Origin of the sequence: Achromobacter deleyi, assembly GCF_016127315.1 — a bacterium.
Taxonomy (GTDB): Bacteria; Pseudomonadota; Gammaproteobacteria; order Burkholderiales; family Burkholderiaceae_B; genus Achromobacter; species Achromobacter insuavis_A.
Genome location: NZ_CP065997.1, coordinates 6,069,025 through 6,086,190 on the forward strand (window position 1 = coordinate 6,069,025; position 17,166 = coordinate 6,086,190).

A 17,166-nucleotide genomic window follows, 5' to 3' on the forward strand; every position below is an offset into this window, starting at 1 on the left:
CCCCGCCCCGCCGGCTTGGCGGATCAGGGCCTGGGCTTGGCGGCCGGCGGGCGCGCCCGCGCCTCGCGGCCTGCCGGGTTGGCCTGCGCGAGCAGGCGTTTGGCCTCGCGTGACAACAGCTTGGCCAGCTGGAACTGCCTTTCCTCGTCCATGCGCGATTCGACCGCGGCGATGCTGAGCGCGCCCAGCACGTGGCCCTGCTCGTCGCGCAGCGGCATGCCGATCCCCCACGAGCCCGGCACCACCAGGCCGCGGTTCACGGCGTAGCCCTGCTCGCGCACCTCGTCCACCAGGGTGCGGATCAGCGGCACGGAGTAATGCGGATAACGCCGCTCGATCAGGGCGGCATTGGCCTGCAGGCAGGCCTCGACTTCGTCGTCGGGCAGCGCCGCCAGGATGGCCAGGCTGCCGGCGCCGATACCCAGCGGGTGGCGGTCGCCGGGCAGCAGCACGTGGGTCTTGAGCGGGTAATCGCCGTCCTCGCGCACCACGCAGACCGCGAACACGTCGCGGCGCAGCGAGAAGAAGGCGGAATCGCCGCATTCGTGCGCCAGCCGCGCCACCACGGGCGCGGCCAGGCGGTTGATGCCGAAGCGCTCGCTGGCGATGTTGCCCAGCACGTGGCATTCAGGACCGAGGAAGTAGCGGCGGCTGGCCTGGTCCTGCTCGACCATGCCCTCGGCGGCCAGGGCGGCGAGCAGGCGATGCACGGTGGGCTTGCTCATGCCCGTGTCGCGCGTCAACGCCAGCAGGCCCGCGCCTTCGCCGCGGGTGCGCGACACCGCGCGCAGCACCAGCATGGCGCGGGATATCGCCTGGGCGCCACCGACCTGGGATGAGGTCTCCGTCACGTCTCCGCCTGTTTTTTCATCAGGTCCATTTTGTGGACCATCAATATGATCTTGTTTTTTCATTCTGCACCAGTTTTATTGATTTACGCTAGTGAATCAGTGTGATTTAATGAATTTAAGGGTAGTACGCAGGTCCACATAATGGACCTCATGCAAAGATAAAGCAAGAAGCCTGGCAAGGCGCTTTATCCGGCCGTCCTCGATGGCGGCCGGATCTCATAACCAAGGAGACAGCATGAACACGACTCGACGCAACCTCATGCGCGCCGCGGGAGGCGGCGCGCTGCTTGCCCTGGCCCCGTTCCAGCGCACGCTGGCGGCGCCCCAGTTCCGCTACAAGTACGCCAACAACCTGCCGCCCTCGCACCCGATGAACCTGCGCGCCAACGAGGCCGCGCAGAACATCCTCAAAGACACGGGCGGCCGCTTCGAACTGGCGGTGTTCCCCAGCAGCCAGCTCGGGTCCGACACCGACACGCTGAGCCAGCTGCGCGCCGGCGCCGTCGAGTTCTTCACCCTGTCGGGCCTGATCCTGTCGACCCTGGTGCCCAGCGCCTCGATCAGCGGGGTGGGCTTCGCCTTCCCCGACTACGCCTCGGTCTGGAAGGCCATGGACGGCGACCTGGGCGCGCACATCCGCGCCGACATCAATGGCAAGGGTCTGTTCGTCATGGACCACATCTGGGACAGCGGCTTTCGCCAGATCACCACCAGCTCGCGCGCCATCAGCGGCCCGGACGACTTCCGCGACCTGAAGATCCGCGTGCCGGTCAGCCCGCTGTGGACCTCGATGTTCAAGGCGCTGGGCTCGTCGCCGGCCAGCATCAACTTCAACGAAACCTATTCGGCGTTGCAGACCCGCGTGGTCGACGCGCAGGAAAACCCGCTGGCCATCATCCAGACCGCCAAGCTGTACGAAGTGCAGAAGTACTGCTCGATGACCAACCACATGTGGGACGGCTTCTGGTTCCTGGGCAACCGCCGCGCCTGGGAAAAGCTGCCGGCCGACATCCGCGAGGTCGTCGCCAGGCATATAAACGCCGCCGGCATGGCCGAGCGCGCCGACGTGCTGGCGCTGAACAACCAGCTGCAGGCCAAGCTGGCCGAGGAAGGCCTGGCCTTCAACACGCCCGACCCCGCGCCCATCCGCGACTCGCTGCGGCGCGCCGGCTTCTATGCCAGCTGGAAGGAAAAGTACGGCGACAAGGCCTGGGGCCTGCTGGAGCAGGCGGCCGGGAGCCTGTCATGAGGGCTGCGCTGACGCATCCGGCGGCGCCGCCGGCCGCGGCCGGCGTGGCCCCGGGCGCGCGGCGGCCCTGGGCCGTCGCCGCCGACACCGCGCTGGGCCACCTGGTGGAGATTCCCGCGGCCATCCTGGTGGTCGCGGAAATCGTCATCCTGTTCTCGGGCATCGTGGCGCGCTACGTGCTGCACACGCCGCTGGTGTGGTCCGACGAACTGGCCTCGATCCTGTTCCTGTGGCTGGCCATGCTGGGCGCGGTGATCGCCTTCCGCCGCGGCGAGCACATGCGCATGGGCGCGCTGGTCAACCGCGCCTCGCCCGCCACCCGCGCGCTGCTGGACATGGTGGCGGTGGCGGCGGCGCTGGCGTTCCTGCTGCTGTTGCAGGCGCCGGGCTACGAGTACGCCTCGGAGGAACGGTACGTCACCACCGCCGCGCTCGAGATCCCCAACATCTGGCGCGCGGCGGCCCTGCCGGTCGGCACCGCCCTGATGCTGCTGATCGCGCTGCTGCGGCTGGTCGAACGCGCGCAGTGGCGCGTCACCGGCCTGGCGCTGCTGCTGGTCGGCGGCGTGGTGGCCGCGATGACGGCGCTGCAACCGGTGCTGGCCGGCCTGGGCAACGTCAACCTGCTGATCTTCTTCGTCGGCGTGGTGGCGTGCACGGTGTTCGCGGGCGTGCCGATCGCCTTCTCGTTCGGGCTGGCCACCTTCGGCTACCTGTCGCTGACCACCGACGTGCCGATGATGGTGGTGGTCGGGCGCATGGACGAGGGCATGTCGCACCTGATCCTGCTGGCGGTGCCGCTGTTCGTGTTCCTGGGCGTGCTGATCGAGATGACCGGCATGGCCAAGCGCATGGTGGCGTTCCTGGCCAGCCTGCTGGGCCACGTGCGCGGCGGCCTGTCGTACGTGCTGATCGGCGCCATGTACGTGGTCTCGGGCATCTCGGGCGCCAAGGCCGCCGACATGGCGGCGGTGGCGCCGGTGCTGTTCCCGGAAATGCGCGAGCGCGGCGCCGACGAGGGCGACCTGGTGGCGCTGCTGTCGGCCACCGGCGCGCAGACCGAGACCGTGCCGCCCAGCCTGGTGCTGATCACCATCGGCTCGGTCACCGGCGTGTCGATCACGGCGCTGTTCACCGGCGGCCTGCTGCCGGGGCTGGTGCTGGGCGTGATGCTGTGCCTGGTGGTCTGGTGGCGAAACCGCCGCGAAGACCTGAGCGCGGTGCGCAAGGCCAGCGGCCGCCAGATCGGCCGCGCCCTGCTGGTGGCGCTGCCAGCGCTGGCGCTGCCCTTCGTGATCCGCGCGGCGGTGGTCGAGGGCGTGGCCACCGCCACCGAGGTGTCCACCATCGGCATCGTCTACGCCACGCTGATCGGCCTGCTGGTCTACCGCTGCTTCGACGCCAAGCGGCTCAAGCCCATGCTGGTGGACACCGCCTGCCTGTCGGGCTCGATCCTGCTGATCATCGGCACCGCCACCGCCATGGCCTGGGCCCTGACGCAATCGGGCTTCTCGACCCAGCTGGCGCAGGCCATGGCCGGCCTGCCGGGCGGCGCCGCCACTTTCATGGCGGTGTCGATCGTAGCGTTCATCATCCTGGGCAGCGTGCTCGAAGGCATTCCGGCCATCGTGCTGTTCGGGCCGCTGCTGTTCCCGATCGCGCACCAGATGGGCATCCACGAGGTGCACTACGCCATGGTGGTGATCCTGTCGATGGGCCTGGGCCTGTTCGCGCCGCCGTTCGGGGTGGGCTACTACGCCGCCTGCGCCATCGGCCGGGTCGCGCCCGAAGCCGGCATCCGGCCGATCCTGGGCTACCTGAGTTCGATGGCGGTCGGCATCGTGGTGATCGCCGCGGTGCCGTGGATCTCGACGGGGTTCCTGAAGTAGCGCGCGTGGCCGGCCGCCGCGTCTTCGCGGCGGCCGGTCCTGCTTTCCAGCGCGCCCGGCGGCCCGCCCGCTACCGCCACCCGGCCCCCGCCGCCCCCGCGGCGCAGCGCCTGCCTCGCACGGCCCACGCCCGCCCGCGACCCGCGACATCGCCGTGGGGAAAAACCCACACGCCGGCAATCCCCCACTGTCCGCGCGGTTGATGCGCGTACACCAGTTCTATAGAATCTTCAATTCGGGCCTGTGCCCATTCTTTTTTTCCCTTCACCTACACCTGGGAGGCGCAAGATGATGAATCCGCATACCGCCATCCCGCGCGTATCTCCGCGACGCCATTAAGTCGTCGCCCGCGCGGCCCCATCGCCAGACTACCTGGCGACTGGTCCGCCGCGCCCGCCCCAAACCCCTGAACGCAATGCCCGCGCCGTGAGGCGCAGGTCGTATCACCCTCTTCCCACAAGGAAACCGGCGCCTTCGCGTTGCCGGGCGATCGCAATGAATCGAACAAAAATCGATCTGCGAGGACAAGCCTTCAAGGACGTCCTCGGCTTTACCTTCCGCTATTGGCGCGCCCAACCCTGGCGCACCGCATTGATCGTCGGGCTGGCGCTGCTGTCGGCCCTGGCCGACGTGCTGACCCCGCTGTACGCGGGCCGGCTGGTCGACGCCGTGGCGTCCGGCGCCGCGGCGGACCAGCAGGCATGGGGCGCGGCCGTCACCGCGTTCTGGCTGCTGATCGCGCTGGGCATCGGCGGCACGCTGCTGCGCCAGGGCGTGTTCCAGAACATCATCGTCTTCACCCTGAAGATGATGAACGGCATGGTCTCCAACGCCTTCTACCGGGTGCAGCGCTTTTCCACCGACTGGCACGCCAACAGCTTCGCCGGCTCGACCGTGCGCAAGATCACCCGCGGCATGTGGGCGGTGGACCTGCTGAACGACACGCTGCTGGTGGCGCTGCTGCCCTCGGTCATCATGCTGGTCGGCGCCACCGTGCTGCTAGGCATCCACTGGCCGGTGATGGGCCTGGTGGTCGGCCTGGGGTCGGTGCTGTACATCGCGGTCACGGCGACGCTGTCGCTGGGCTACGTGGCGCCGGCGGCGCGGCTGGGCAATGCCTGGGACACGCGCATGGGCGGCGCGCTGGCCGACGCGGTCAGCTGTAACCCGGTCGTCAAGGCCTTCGGCGCCGAGACGCGCGAGGAAGCGCGCCTGGAGCGCGTGGTCGACAAGTGGCGCCGCCGCACGCGCCGCACCTGGATCCGCGCCACGATCAACGGCGGCATCCAGGGCGCGATGCTGGTGGCGATGCAGGCTGGCATCCTGGGCGCGGCGCTGCTGCTCTGGTCGCGCAACCAGGCCAGCGTCGGCGACGTGACCTTCGCGCTGACGATGTTCTTCATGCTGCAGGGCCACCTGCGCGACGTGGGCATGCACATCCGCAACCTGCAGCGCTCGGTCAACGACATGGAGGAACTGGTGGCGCTGGAAAAGCAGCCGCTGGGCGTGGACGACCGCCCCGGCGCGGGCCAGATCCGCGTCACGGCGGGCGAGATCCGCTTCGAAGACGTGACCTTCCGCTACGGCCGCCACGAGGCGCCGCTGTACGACCGCTTCTCGGCGCGCATCGCGCCGGGCGAACGGGTCGGGCTGGTGGGCCATTCGGGGTCGGGCAAGACCACGTTCATCAAGCTGATCCAGCGCCTGTACGACGTCAATGGCGGCCGCATCGCCATCGACGGGCAGGACATCGCCCAGGTCAGGCAGGCCTCGCTGCGCGGCCAGATCGCGATCGTGCAGCAGGAGCCGGTGCTGTTCCACCGCACGCTGGCCGAGAACATCGCCTACGCCCGCCCCGGCGCGACGCAGGCCGAGATCGAGCAGGCGGCGCGGCTGGCCAGCGCGCACGACTTCATCATGGCGCTGCCCAAGGGCTATGAGACGCTGGTGGGCGAACGCGGCGTCAAGCTGTCGGGCGGCGAGCGCCAGCGCGTGGCGATCGCGCGGGCCTTCCTGGCCGACGCGCCGATCCTGATCCTGGACGAGGCCACCTCGAGCCTGGACAGCGAAAGCGAAGTGCTGATCCAGCAGGCCATGGAGCGCCTGATGGTCGGCCGCACCACGCTGGTGGTGGCGCACCGCCTGTCGACGGTGCGCGCGCTGGACCGCCTGCTGGTGATGGACCATGGCCGCATCATCGAGGAAGGCAGCCATGACCAGCTGATCCGCCTGAAGGGCGGCCTGTACCGGCGCCTGTTCGAGCGCCAGGCCCTGGAACTGACCAAGGGCCTGACGCAGGCGGAGATGCTGGCCGATGGCGCCCGCCCCCTGCCGGCGCGCGCCGACGGCGAAGGCCAGGACGAGGACGAAACGTCCCTGGCCTTCGACAAGTAAGCAGAAAGGGCCTGACGCGAGTCAGGCCCTTTTTTCATGGCGCCGCGCCGCCCGGCAGCGTGCGCGGCCCGGCCGCCTCAGCGATTCAGCGTCAGGCGCACGCCGAACGCGATCAGCGCGCCGCCGAACACCGTGCCCTGCCATTTCTGCACGCGCGGATGCGCCGCCATCCAGCGGCCCAGGGCGCCGCCGGCCAGCGCGCACAGCACATCGAACGTCAGGCCCAGGCTCACCAGGATCACGCCCAGCAAGGCGAACTGCTGGCCGATCGGGCCCTGCGCCGGCGACACGAACTGCGGCAGCAGCACCGAGCAGAACAGCAGCGCCTTGGGATTGAGCACGTTGGTCAGCACCCCGCTGAGCAACGCCGCGCCGAGCCCTTTGCCGCGCGCGGCCGCCTGCGCCTCGTGCGCCACGCCGTACGACATCGGCCCGGCGCGCAGCAGCCGCACGCCCAGCCAGATCAGGTAGCCGCCGCCCACGGTGCGCGCCGCGTCGAAGGCCCACGGATGGGTCTTGAACAGCGCCGCCAAGCCCAACGCCGCCAGCGTCACGTGGGCGGCGCGCGCCAGCGCCAGGCCCACGGCCACCGCCAGCGCCTGTCCGCGCCCGCGCAGGGCGCCGGTCTCGAGCAGCAGGATCATGTCCGGCCCGGGCACCACATAGACAATCAACAATGCCCCAAGAAACAACGCCATATCGGCCATGATGCGCCACGCTCCGTGCTGCGGGAAATGGCGATCATTCTAGGGAAAAGGCATCGGCATGTGCTTGCTATTCCTGCCAACCGGAATAACATGATTGGCATACTGAACCAATCTATATGACGGTATTTTCATTTCATGCCAAAACGCCAACTTGATGCCTATGACCGGCGCATTCTCGAGGCCCTGCAGCAGAATGGCCGCCTCACCAATGTCGAGCTGGCCGAGCAGATCGGCCTGTCGCCGTCGCCCTGCCTGCGGCGGGTGCGGCTGATGGAGGAAGCCGGCGTGATCCAGGGCTACGAGGCCCGGCTGGCGCCGGACGAGGTCGGGCTGGGCCTGACCGTCTTCGTCGGCGTGAAGGTCGAGCGCCACCACGAGCGCGACGCCGACCAGTTCCGCAAGGAGGTCTGCGCCCTGCCCGAAGTGGTGGCGGCCCACCTGGTGTCGGGGGAATCCGACTTCCTGCTGCAGGTGGTGCTGCCGGACCTGCGCGCCTATGAGCGCTTCCTGCTGACCACGCTGCTCAAGCTGCCCGGGGTGAAGGACATCCGCAGCAACTTCGCGATCCAGACCGTCAAGCCCCAGAGCCCGCTGCCGCTGGATCACCTGGGACATTGAGCGCGGCCTGCCGCACCTTGGCGCTGCGCTGCTCGAAGCGCGCCTGCGACTGCGCCAGGTAGCGCTGCACGATGTCCGGCTCCGAGGTCTTGGGCGTGCCGCCGGGAAATGGCGGCTGGGGGTCGTATTCGATCTGCAGCTGGATCAGCTTGGCGACGTCGTCGCCGCACAGCGTGGCCACCACCTTCAGGGCCATGTCGATGCCCGAGGTGACGCCGCCGGCGGTGAAAACGTTGCCATCCACGCACAGCCGCGCATCGGTCGGCACCGCGCCGAAATGCGCCAGCAATTCGCGCGCGCGCCAATGGCTGGAGGCGCGCTTGCCGCGCAGCAGGCCGGCCGCGCCCAGCAGCAGCGAACCGGTGCAGATGCCGAAGACGTAGCGCGCGCCCAACGCTTGGCGGCGCGTGAAGGCTACCCAGTCCGGGTCGAGGATGGCATCATCCGTGCCCGGCCCGCCCGGCACCACCAGCAGATCGCAGGGCGGCGCCGACGCCAGGGTCTGGGTCGGCATGAATCGCAGGCCGCGATCGCTGCGCACCGGCTCCGGCGTTTTTGCGACAAAATCGACGCTGAACCCGGGCGCGGCGGCGAGCACCTCGTAAGGCCCGGTCATATCGAGCTGGGTCAGCCCTTCGAACAAGAGAATATTGACATGCACGACGATGCTCCTTCGCAGAACGGAACCGCCAGCGTAGATCGAAGCGCCGGCGCGCGTGCGCCAAATACCCCGCCGATCGCGCCAAAACGCGTCGTCTTCCTGCTCTACGACGGCTTCCAGCCGCTCGACCTGGCCGGCCCCTGGCAGGCCTTCAGCGGCGCCAACGAGGAAGGCGGCGCGGGCTATCAGCTGAGCACCATCGCGGCCACGCCGGTGGTCACGACCTGGGACCAGGGCCTGCGCATGCAGGTCGACGCCACCTTCGCCGAGGACGACGACGCGCCGATCGACATGCTGTTCGTGCCGGGCGGCCCCGGCATCGACCAGGCCGGCGCCCACGGCGAGACCCTGGCCTGGCTGCGCCGGCGCGGCCCGCAGGCGCGCCGCACCTGCAGCGTCTGCACCGGCGCCTTCCTGCTGGCCGCCGCCGGCCTGCTCGACGGCCGCCGCGTCACCACCCACTGGCGCTCGGCCGACCGGCTGCGCCAGCTGTATCCGGGCCTGCGGGTCGAAGACGACCGCATCTTCATCGAGAGCGGCGCCATCTGGACCTCGGCCGGCGTCACCGCCGGCATCGACCTGGCGCTGGCCCTGATCGAACGCGACGCCGGCGCGCAGGTGTCGCAGGACGTGGCGCGCCGCCTGGTGGTGTTCATGCGCCGCGACGGCGACCAGCGCCAGTACAGCCGGTCGCTGCGGCTGCAGGACCGCCTGGCCGCGCCATTCCGCGATCTGGTGGAAAAGATAGAAGCGAGCCTGTCGGCGCGCTGGTCGGTGGACGACATGGCCGATGCCTGCCACATGTCGCGCCGCACCTTCCAGCGCAAGTTCGCGGCGCATTTCGGCGTGACGCCGAGCGAGGTGCTGCGCCAGCTGCGGCGCGAACGGGACGGCGCGCTGCGCGCCGCCGGCAGGGCCTCCGGCAAGGTCCTGCGCCATGCGCTCGGAACCGCCGGCCGCCCACTCTGAACCCTGTCCTTCCCGAGACCGCGCGCCATGATCGTGACCACCTCTCCCTGCCCCGAATGCGGCCAGCCCCAGGTCATCACCGAACAGGGCCTGAGCCTGATCGCGCGTTGCAGCGGCTGCGGCTGGATGGTGGCGACCACCAATCCGAACCACCCGATCATCGACCGCACGCCCTACACGCTGCGGGCGCGGCCCGGCGACCTGGCCACGGCCAGCGCCATCGCCCGCCTGGCGGTGGCGCTGGGCATTGGCGTCAAGCGGGCCCGCGAACTGATCGTCCAGGACCTGCCGGTCGCCGAGGACGTGCTGGCGCTCGAGGTGATCCGGCTGCACGGCGTGCTGACCGGCGCGGGACTGCAAGTGGAGATCACGCCGCCCTTCCGCTGGCCGCTGGCGCACCGCGACTGACGCGGCGCCGCCCCACGCCCCAGGCGCGGCGCCCGGCCGCGTAAACGCCTATCCCGCCAGCCCCACCGACATGCCGCCGCAGACATACAGCACCTGCCCGGTCATGAAGCCGGCGCGCCGGTCCAGAAACGACGACACCGCGTGCGCCACGTCCTCGGGCCGGCCGATGCGGCCAACCGGGATGGCGGCCTCCAGCGCCACGGTCCCGGGATCGCCCGGCGGGTTGGATTGGTCGAACAGCTCGGTGGCGATCGGCCCGGGCGCCACGGTGTTGACCGTGATGCCGGCCTTGCCCAGCTCCAGCGCCCAGGTGCGCGTCATGCCCGCCAGACCGGACTTGGTGGCGCCGTAGACCGTGCGGCCCGGCTTGCCCAGGCCGGCGCGGCTGCCGATGTTGACGACCCGGCCGTAGCCAGCCTGGCGCATGCCGGGCAGCAGCGCCTGCATCAACAGCAGCGGCGCGGTCAGGTTCACCGCCACCATGCGCGCCAGCTCATCCTGGGTGACGGCCTCGATGTCGGCGACCTGGATCATGCCGGCGTTGTTGACCAGGTGCAACACCGGCTGCGCCGCCGCCAATGCGGTGGCCGCCGCGGCCGTGGCGGCGGCGTCGCCCAGGTCCACCGACTGGAAGCGCTCGCCGGGCAACGCCGATTCCGGCGGCCGGCGGCTGAAGTTGACGACCTCGAAGCCGTCCTGCAACAGCCGCGCGACGATGGCGCGGCCGATGCCCCGGCTGCCGCCGGTGACCAATGCGATGGGGGTTGTCATTGCGCGGTGATTCCTTTGTCCTTGATGAGGCCGCCCCACTTGGCGCGCTCCTGGCGTTCGAAGGCGGCCAGGTCCGCGCCGAACAGCGTGCCGGGCCGGGCGCCCATGGTGGCGAAATTGGTGGCGATGGCGGGCGTGGCCAGGCCGCTGCGCGCCGCCTCGATCAGTTGCCGCACCACCGGTTCGGGCGTGCCGCGCGGCGCATACAGCGCGAACCACGCCGTCACGTCGAAGCCCGGCAGGCCGGACTCGGCCACGGTCGGCAGGTCCGGCAGCGACGGGTCGCGCGCGGCGGACGTGACCGCCACGCCCCGCACCAGGTTGCCGTCCTTGATCTGCGCCAGCGCGCCGGGCAGGTTGTCGAACAACAGATCGACCTGGCCGCCGGCCACCGCCGGCAGAGACGCCGAGGTGCCCTTGAACGGCACGTGCAGCATGGTCACGCCGGCCATGGCCTCGAAGTAGGCGCCGGTCAGGTGCACCGACGACCCCACGCCGGGCGAGGCGTAGGTCAGCTTCTTGTCCCGCGACTGGCGCGCCGCCTGGATCACGTCGGCCACGGTCTTGTAGGGCGACTTGGCGCTGACGGCGATGACGTTGGGCGTGGTCGACACCAGCGCAATCGGCACCAGGTCGCGCTCGGGGTCGAACGTCATGTTGCTGTAGAGGAACTGGTTGATGGTCTGGGTGCCGATGGTGCCCAGGCCGAGCGTGTAGCCGTCGGCCTTGGCCCGCGCCACGTAGGCCATGCCGATGTTGCCGCCGGCGCCCGGCTTGTTCTCGACCAGCACGGTCTGCTTGAGCGCCGGCTGCAGCGCGTTGGCGATGGCGCGGCCGAAGATGTCGGCGCCGCCGCCCGGCGGATACGGCACGACCACGGTGACGGGATGCTCCGGGTAACCGGCCGCCTGGACCGCGGACGTGGCCAGCGCGGCCAGGGCGGCCGCGGCCAATACGCGCCGCCCGGCGCGCCTGAGCAGGGAATGCGTCATGGATCTGTCTCCTCGTGAATCCGCTGGTTGCGGATTTCTTTTGTTCCCGTAGGTATTTCCTATAGTACGTAAATACGTACTATATTCACAAGAACTCGAAAAACACACCGGAGACAAGCCCATGAAACGCTGGACGCGCCGCCCCGAGGGATCCACCTGGGGCGATTTCGGAGCGGATGACGAACTCGGCCGCCTGAACCTGCTGACCGAGGAAAAAGTGCTGCAGGCGGTGCGCGAAGTGCGCACGGGCAAGGTGTTCTGCCTGTCGCTGCCGCTGGACCTGCCCGGCGGCAACGTGCTCAATCCGCGCCGCCATCCGCCGCAGCTCAAGCCCACCTTCCGCGACGGCGCGCCCTACCTGAACTTCACCATGGCGCGCGTGCAGCCCGGCGCCGTGGACGTGCTGTCGGACGACCAGGTGACGCTCAGCATGCAGTACTCCACCCAATGGGACGGCCTGTGCCACGTCGGCGCCCAGTTCGACATCCAGGGCGACGGCCAGGCCCGCCGCGTCTACTACAACGGCTATGCCGCGGGGGTGGACGTGTTCGGCGGCGACGACGCCGGCCCTGATGCCTGCTGCCCGCCGGGCGGCTCGTATGCGCGCAAGCTCAGTATCAGCCGCTACGCCGAAAAAGGCATGCAGGGCCGCGGCGTGCTGGTGGACCTGGCGCGCGCCTTCGGCCCCGGCCGCACCCTGGTCGGCCACACCCAGCTGCAGGCGGCGATGCGCGAGCAGCACGTGGTGGTCGAGCCGGGCGACATGCTGGTGCTGCGCACCGGCTTTGCCGAAGCGCTGGTGGAGATGAACGGCCAGCCCGATCCGCACCGGCTGGAACAGACCGGCGCGGTGCTGGACGGCGCCGATCCGGCGCTGCTGGACTGGATCACCGCCAGCGGCATCGCGGCCATCTGCGCCGACAACTACGCGGTCGAGGCCTATCCGGCGCGCACCGCCGGCCCGGGCCATTCGATCCTGCCGCTGCACCATCATTGCCTGTTCAAGCTGGGCGTGCCGCTGGCCGAGCTGTGGTACCTGAAGGCGCTGGCCGACTGGCTGCATGGCCAGGGCCGCAACCGCTTCCTGCTGACCGCCCCGCCGCTGCGCATGCCGGGCGCCGTGGGCTCCCCCGTGACCCCGATCGCCACGGTGTAGGCCATGACGCACCCCGCCCCGACCTTCGCCCGGCACCTGGACGCGCTGGCCGCGCGCCATCCCGAGCGGCCCGCGCTGATCGACCGCGACCAGGCCATCAGCCACGCCGACCTGCGCGCCCGCAGCCGCGCCCTGGCCGCCGGCCTGGCGCGCGTCGGCGTGCGGCCCGGCCAGCGCGTGGCCGTGTGGCTGCCCAACTGCGCCGCCTGGGTCGAGACCTTCCTGGCCTGCGCCCACCTGGGCGCGCTGGCGCTGGCGGTCAACACGCGCTTTCGCGCCCTGGAACTGGCCGACATCCTGGGCCGCGGCCGCGCCGACTGGCTGGTGTTCTGGCCCGGCTTCAAGGGCATCGACTTCGCCGGCATCCTGGACGGCGTCGCGCCCGAATCGCTGGCGCGGCTGCAAGGCAGCGTCGCCGTGTCCGAGACGGACGCGCAGACGAACGCACAGACGGACGCACAAGCAGACGCACAGACAGACGTACAAACAGACGCCCCCATCGCCGCCTCGCTGCGCGGCAAGCCGGTGCACCGCTACGCCGACCTGCGCGCCTGCGCCGACGCGCCGCCGCCGCCCCAGCCCGACGCGGGCGTGCTGTGCTTCACCACCTCCGGCACCACCTCGCAGCCCAAGTTCGTGCTGCACGACCAGCGCACCCTGCTGCGCCACGGCGCGGCGGTGGCGCGCGCCTTCGGCTATGACGACCACAGCCGCGTGCTGGCCAGCGCGCCGTTCTGCGGCGCCTTCGGCTTTGCCACGCTGGCGGGCGGCCTGGCGCACGGCGCGCCGGTGGTGTGCGCGCCGGTGTTCGACGCGGCCGAATCGGCCGCCGCGATCCAGCGCCATCGGGTCACCCACACCTACGCCAACAACGAAGCGCTGGTCGCCATGATGCGCGCCGGCGCGCCGGGCGCGTTCGCGTCGGCGCGGCTGTTCGGCTTCGCCAGCTTCACGCCGGCGCTGGATCACATGCTGGACCTGGCGCGCGAAGCGGGCGTGCCGCTGACCGGGCTGTATGGATCGAGCGAACTGATCGCGCTGGTGGCCGGCCAGCCGCGCGACCCCGCCGAGGGCGACGTGGCCGCGCGCCACCAGCCCGGCGGCACCCTGATCTATCCCGAGGCGCGGGTGCGAGCGCGCGATCCGGCCAGCGGCGCGGTGCTGCCGCACGGCGAATCGGGCGAGCTGGAAATCCTGTCGCCCAGCCTGATGCGCGGCTACCTCGACAACCCCGAGGCCACCGGCCGCGCCTGCACCGAGGACGGCTACTTCCGGACCGGCGACCTCGGCTACACGCTGAACCCGCGCCAGTTCGTGTTCCAGACCCGCATGGGCGACTCGCTGCGCCTGTCCGGCTTCCTGGTGAACCCGGTCGAGATCGAGCAGATGGTGGAATCGCTGCCCGGCGTGCGCGCCTGCCAGGTGGTCGGCGCCACCCGCGACGGCAAGACCGTGCCCTACGCCTTCGTGCTGCTGCGGGACGGCGCCGGCGCCGATGCCGCCGGCTGGACGGCGGCCTGCAAACAGGCCATGGCCGGTTTCAAGGTCCCCGCCGGATTCACCGTGCTGGAGGCATTCCCGTCGGTGGAAAGCGCCAATTCGGTCAAAATCCAGAAACACCGGCTGCGCGAGATGGCCGACGCCCAGCTCGCCGCCCCCGCCACTTCCTGACCGATCCGACCATGCCCGCGCGCCCGCTTTTCTCGCACAGCCCCCAACCGCTCTACCTGCAGGCGGCCGCGCTGTTCCGCAGCCACATCCAGAACCGCACCTGGCGGCCGGGCCAGCAAATCCCGCCGCTGGAGGCGCTGATGGAGACCTACGGCATCTCGCGCGCCACCATCCGCCAGGCCCTCGGCCAGCTGGAACAGGACGGCCTGATCCGGCGCTCGCGCGGGTCCGGCACCTTCGTCAACGCCGATCTGCCCGAAACGCCGACGCTGCTGATTCCCAAGACCTGGGCCGAAACCGTCGAGCTGAGCAACCAGCTCGGCACCGTGTCGCTGGTGGAGTCGAGCGCCGATTCGCCGCTGCCCGACACGCTCGGCATGCCGTGCGCGGCGGACCGCGGCGGCCGTTTCCAGTACCTGCGGCGCGTGCACACCACCGAGGCCGGGCCGTTCTGCTACAGCGAGGTGTTCCTGGAAAGCAGCCTGTTCCGCAAGCACCGCGCCCGCATCCAGAAAAGCACGGTGGCGCCGGTGCTGGACCAGTTCTACGGCGCCCGCATCAGCGAGGCGCGCCAGGTGCTCAATGTGATCGAGGCCGGCCAGGAATCGGCCGAATCGCTGCGCATCCCGGTGTCCTCGCCCGTGGCCGAGCTGCGCCGCTACGCCTGCATCGACGGCCGCGTGGTGTATTTCGCGCGGCTGGAATTCCCGTTCCGCAAGGTGCGCATGGAGTTCGACCTGCTGACCCAGCGCTAGCACCCACCAACCTGCCAAGGAAACCCCGCCGGCCGAGGCGCGGCCGGCGGCGCACGCGCCAGCCGCGCGCCCCTGTGCCCGATCCATCAAAAAAAGCGCGGCCATCCGGCCAAAGCGCCTGCAGTGCCCGCAAGCATCCGGCATAACCATAAATGGAGACAACCATGACCCCCATGCCCCGGATTTCGCAGCAACGCAGCACCCCCGCTCCGCGCCTTGCGCGCACCGTCGCCGCGCTGGCCGCGGCCTGCGGCCTGTGCCTTGGCGGCCCCGCCCTGGCCCAGACCGCCCCCGCCGCCATCTCCGACGACATCGTCCGCCTCGGCCTGGTCCTGGACATGAGCGGCATCTACGCCGACGTGACCGGCAAGGGCAGCGCCACCGCCGCGCAGATGGCCATCGACGACTTCGGCGGCACCGTGCTCGGCAAGAAGATCGACCTGCTGGTGGCCGACCACCAGAACAAGGCCGACATCGCCGCGGCCCGCGCCCGCGAGTGGTACGACACGCAGAAGGTCGACGCCATCATGGACGTGGCCGGCTCGGCCCCGGCGCTGGCGGTGCTGGAGGTGGCGCGCGAGAAAAAGAAGATCGTGGTCTTCAGCGGCCCCGGCACCGAGCGCATCACCAACGACCTTTGCTCGCCCTATTCGGTGCACTACACCTATGACACCTGGTCGCTGGCCAACACCACGGCCCGCGCCACCGTCGACCGCGGCGGCAAGAGCTGGTATTTCCTGACCGCCGACTACGCCTTCGGCCACACCCTGCAGGCCTCGGCCACCGACGTGGTGAAGGCCCGCGGCGGCACCGTGATGGGCGCCGCGCGCCACCCCATCGGCACCAGCGATTTCGCCTCGTACCTGCTGCAGGCGCAGGCCAGCCGCGCCCAGATCGTCGGCCTGGCCAACGCCGGCGGCGACACGGTCAACGCCATCAAGGCGGCGCGCGAATTCGGCCTGACGCAGAGCGGCCAGAAGATGGCCGGCCTGCTGCTGTACATCAACGACATCCACGCCATCGGCCTGGACGCGGCCGCCGGCCTGATGCTGACCGAGGCCTTCTACTGGGACATGAACGACCAGACCCGCGCCTGGTCGCAGCGCTACTACGACAAGCTCAAGAAGATGCCCAACATGAGCCAGGCCGGCACCTATTCGTCGGTGATGCACTACCTGAAGGCGGTGCAGGCGGCCGGCACCGACGCGCCCGACGCGGTGATGAAGCAGATGAAGGCCATGCCGATCAACGACTTCTTCGCCGCCAACGGCCGCATCCGCGAGGATGGCCGCATGGTGCACGACATGTACCTGTTCGAGGTGAAGACCCCGGCGGAATCGAAGCGGCCCTGGGACTACTACAAGCTGGTGGCGACGCTGCCGGGCGACGAGGCCTTCATGCCGCTGTCCAAGTCGACCTGCCCGCTGGTGAAGACGGCGGCGAAGTGAACGGCAGCGGACGCCCGGGGCGGCTCACGCCGCCCGGGCGACCGCCTCTTCCAGCATCTCCAGCCGGTCCTGGCCCCAGAACAGCTCGCCGCGATAGACATACGATGGCGAGCCGAACACGCCGGCCGCCACCGCCGCATCGGTGTTGTCACGGTAGGCCTGGCGCGCCGCCGGCTGTTCGGCCGCGGCCAGCAGCGCCGCGGCATCCAGCCCCTGCTCCCGCACGATGTCGCGCAGCGTCTGCGGCGACGAGATGTCGCGCTCCTCGCACCACTCGGCCGCCAGGATGGCCTTGTACAGGGCCGCCACCGGCCGGCCGGCGGCATCGGCCGCGATCACGATGCGCGAGGCCAGCCCCGCGTCCGGACACATGTAGGCCGGCGTGGGGTTGACGGGGATGCCCAGCTTGCGGCACCAGCGCGCCAGCTCGGTCACCCGGTAGGCCTGGCGCTCGGGCGCGCGCTGGCCCAGCAGCACGCCGCCGGTGCGCGCGTAGACGTCGGGCAGGTCCACCGGCAGGTAGCGGATGCGCGCCTGGTGGCTCGCCGCCAGGGCCTCCAGGCGGTCGGCGCCCAGGTAGGCCCAGTCGGAATTCATCCAGAAGTAATAGTCGATCGTCTTCATGTC

The 17,166-nt window shown here is 70.2% G+C and carries 16 protein-coding genes; 10 read left to right on the forward strand and 6 right to left on the reverse strand.

The features are described from left to right. Positions 1 to 23: 23 nt before the first annotated feature. The gene (locus tag I6I07_RS27320) at positions 24 to 851 is read right to left on the reverse strand and encodes an IclR family transcriptional regulator (RefSeq protein WP_232625770.1); all 828 of its coding nucleotides are present in this window, start codon (positions 849 to 851) and stop codon (positions 24 to 26) included. A 235-nt stretch (positions 852 to 1,086) separates the two neighbouring features. On the opposite strand from I6I07_RS27320, the gene I6I07_RS27325 reads away from it, so the two are divergent. The 3 genes from I6I07_RS27325 (at position 1,087) to I6I07_RS27335 (ending at position 6,383) form a co-directional block, all read left to right on the forward strand. Then, a complete protein-coding gene (locus tag I6I07_RS27325) occupies positions 1,087 to 2,100 on the forward strand; it encodes a TRAP transporter substrate-binding protein (RefSeq protein ID WP_198484469.1) in 1,014 nt (337 codons plus the stop codon). Next, positions 2,097 to 3,989, forward strand: coding sequence for a TRAP transporter large permease subunit (locus I6I07_RS27330; protein ID WP_198484470.1), 1,893 nt, complete (start codon positions 2,097 to 2,099; stop codon positions 3,987 to 3,989). The genes I6I07_RS27325 and I6I07_RS27330 overlap by 4 nt, the downstream gene beginning before the upstream one ends. Positions 3,990 to 4,484: 495 nt before the next feature. Then, entirely contained in the window at positions 4,485 to 6,383 is a 1,899-nt protein-coding gene (locus I6I07_RS27335) for an ABC transporter ATP-binding protein (protein ID WP_198484471.1), read from the forward strand. A gap of 77 nt (positions 6,384 to 6,460) precedes the next feature. Here I6I07_RS27335 and I6I07_RS27340 read toward each other — a convergent pair whose 3' ends face one another. Further along, a complete protein-coding gene (locus I6I07_RS27340) occupies positions 6,461 to 7,090 on the reverse strand; it encodes a LysE family translocator (RefSeq protein WP_198484472.1) in 630 nt (209 codons plus the stop codon). A 135-nt stretch (positions 7,091 to 7,225) separates the two neighbouring features. Here I6I07_RS27340 and I6I07_RS27345 point away from each other — a divergent pair, with 135 nt between their 5' ends. Further along, positions 7,226 to 7,708 carry an Lrp/AsnC family transcriptional regulator gene (locus tag I6I07_RS27345; protein ID WP_006394279.1) on the forward strand — a complete coding sequence of 161 codons (483 nt, stop codon included), beginning with the start codon at positions 7,226 to 7,228 and terminating at the stop codon, positions 7,706 to 7,708. Here the strand turns inward: I6I07_RS27345 and I6I07_RS27350 are convergent. Next, on the reverse strand, positions 7,665 to 8,369 hold the full coding sequence (locus I6I07_RS27350) for a DJ-1/PfpI family protein (RefSeq protein WP_198484473.1): 705 nt from the start codon (positions 8,367 to 8,369) through the stop codon (positions 7,665 to 7,667). The genes I6I07_RS27345 and I6I07_RS27350 overlap by 44 nt on opposite strands. Here I6I07_RS27350 and I6I07_RS27355 point away from each other — a divergent pair. Then, on the forward strand, positions 8,364 to 9,338 hold the full coding sequence (locus tag I6I07_RS27355) for a GlxA family transcriptional regulator (protein WP_198484474.1): 975 nt from the start codon (positions 8,364 to 8,366) through the stop codon (positions 9,336 to 9,338). The genes I6I07_RS27350 and I6I07_RS27355 overlap by 6 nt on opposite strands. A gap of 27 nt (positions 9,339 to 9,365) precedes the next feature. Continuing rightward, positions 9,366 to 9,746 (forward strand): hypothetical protein, encoded by a 381-nt coding sequence (locus I6I07_RS27360; RefSeq protein ID WP_198484475.1) that lies wholly within the window; start codon positions 9,366 to 9,368, stop codon positions 9,744 to 9,746. A 48-nt stretch (positions 9,747 to 9,794) separates the two neighbouring features. On the opposite strand, the gene I6I07_RS27365 is transcribed toward I6I07_RS27360, so the two are convergent. Further along, positions 9,795 to 10,517: an SDR family NAD(P)-dependent oxidoreductase gene (locus I6I07_RS27365; protein ID WP_198484476.1), complete on the reverse strand. Its 723-nt coding sequence runs from the start codon at positions 10,515 to 10,517 to the stop codon at positions 9,795 to 9,797. Then, a complete protein-coding gene (locus I6I07_RS27370; RefSeq protein ID WP_198484477.1) occupies positions 10,514 to 11,509 on the reverse strand; it encodes a Bug family tripartite tricarboxylate transporter substrate binding protein in 996 nt (331 codons plus the stop codon). The genes I6I07_RS27365 and I6I07_RS27370 overlap by 4 nt, the downstream gene beginning before the upstream one ends. A 121-nt stretch (positions 11,510 to 11,630) precedes the next feature. On the opposite strand from I6I07_RS27370, the gene I6I07_RS27375 reads away from it, so the two are divergent. The 4 genes from I6I07_RS27375 (at position 11,631) to I6I07_RS27390 (ending at position 16,539) form a co-directional block, all read left to right on the forward strand. After that, positions 11,631 to 12,665: a cyclase family protein gene (locus I6I07_RS27375; RefSeq protein WP_198484478.1), complete on the forward strand. Its 1,035-nt coding sequence runs from the start codon at positions 11,631 to 11,633 to the stop codon at positions 12,663 to 12,665. Positions 12,666 to 12,668: 3 nt separating this feature from the next. After that, the gene (locus I6I07_RS27380) at positions 12,669 to 14,336 is read left to right on the forward strand and encodes an AMP-binding protein (protein WP_198484479.1); all 1,668 of its coding nucleotides are present in this window, start codon (positions 12,669 to 12,671) and stop codon (positions 14,334 to 14,336) included. Between the two features lie 11 nt (positions 14,337 to 14,347). Next, entirely contained in the window at positions 14,348 to 15,091 is a 744-nt protein-coding gene (locus I6I07_RS27385; RefSeq protein ID WP_006394271.1) for a GntR family transcriptional regulator, read from the forward strand. 173 nt (positions 15,092 to 15,264) lie between these two features. Then, a complete protein-coding gene (locus tag I6I07_RS27390) occupies positions 15,265 to 16,539 on the forward strand; it encodes an ABC transporter substrate-binding protein (protein ID WP_198487692.1) in 1,275 nt (424 codons plus the stop codon). 24 nt (positions 16,540 to 16,563) lie between these two features. Here I6I07_RS27390 and I6I07_RS27395 read toward each other — a convergent pair whose 3' ends face one another. After that, a complete protein-coding gene (locus tag I6I07_RS27395) occupies positions 16,564 to 17,163 on the reverse strand; it encodes a 2-hydroxychromene-2-carboxylate isomerase (protein WP_198484480.1) in 600 nt (199 codons plus the stop codon). Between the last annotated feature and the right edge of the window lie 3 nt (positions 17,164 to 17,166).

Coding starts and splice junctions, on each gene's coding strand:
- I6I07_RS27325 (WP_198484469.1), top strand. CDS start 1,087: ATGAACACGACTCGACGCAACCTCATGCGCGCCGCGGGAGGCGGCGCG.
- I6I07_RS27330 (WP_198484470.1), top strand. CDS start 2,097: ATGAGGGCTGCGCTGACGCATCCGGCGGCGCCGCCGGCCGCGGCCGGC.
- I6I07_RS27335 (WP_198484471.1), top strand. CDS start 4,485: ATGAATCGAACAAAAATCGATCTGCGAGGACAAGCCTTCAAGGACGTC.
- I6I07_RS27340 (WP_198484472.1), bottom strand. CDS start 7,090: ATGGCCGATATGGCGTTGTTTCTTGGGGCATTGTTGATTGTCTATGTG.
- I6I07_RS27345 (WP_006394279.1), top strand. CDS start 7,226: ATGCCAAAACGCCAACTTGATGCCTATGACCGGCGCATTCTCGAGGCC.
- I6I07_RS27355 (WP_198484474.1), top strand. CDS start 8,364: ATGCACGACGATGCTCCTTCGCAGAACGGAACCGCCAGCGTAGATCGA.
- I6I07_RS27360 (WP_198484475.1), top strand. CDS start 9,366: ATGATCGTGACCACCTCTCCCTGCCCCGAATGCGGCCAGCCCCAGGTC.
- I6I07_RS27365 (WP_198484476.1), bottom strand. CDS start 10,517: ATGACAACCCCCATCGCATTGGTCACCGGCGGCAGCCGGGGCATCGGC.
- I6I07_RS27370 (WP_198484477.1), bottom strand. CDS start 11,509: ATGACGCATTCCCTGCTCAGGCGCGCCGGGCGGCGCGTATTGGCCGCG.
- I6I07_RS27375 (WP_198484478.1), top strand. CDS start 11,631: ATGAAACGCTGGACGCGCCGCCCCGAGGGATCCACCTGGGGCGATTTC.
- I6I07_RS27380 (WP_198484479.1), top strand. CDS start 12,669: ATGACGCACCCCGCCCCGACCTTCGCCCGGCACCTGGACGCGCTGGCC.
- I6I07_RS27385 (WP_006394271.1), top strand. CDS start 14,348: ATGCCCGCGCGCCCGCTTTTCTCGCACAGCCCCCAACCGCTCTACCTG.
- I6I07_RS27390 (WP_198487692.1), top strand. CDS start 15,265: ATGCCCCGGATTTCGCAGCAACGCAGCACCCCCGCTCCGCGCCTTGCG.
- I6I07_RS27395 (WP_198484480.1), bottom strand. CDS start 17,163: ATGAAGACGATCGACTATTACTTCTGGATGAATTCCGACTGGGCCTAC.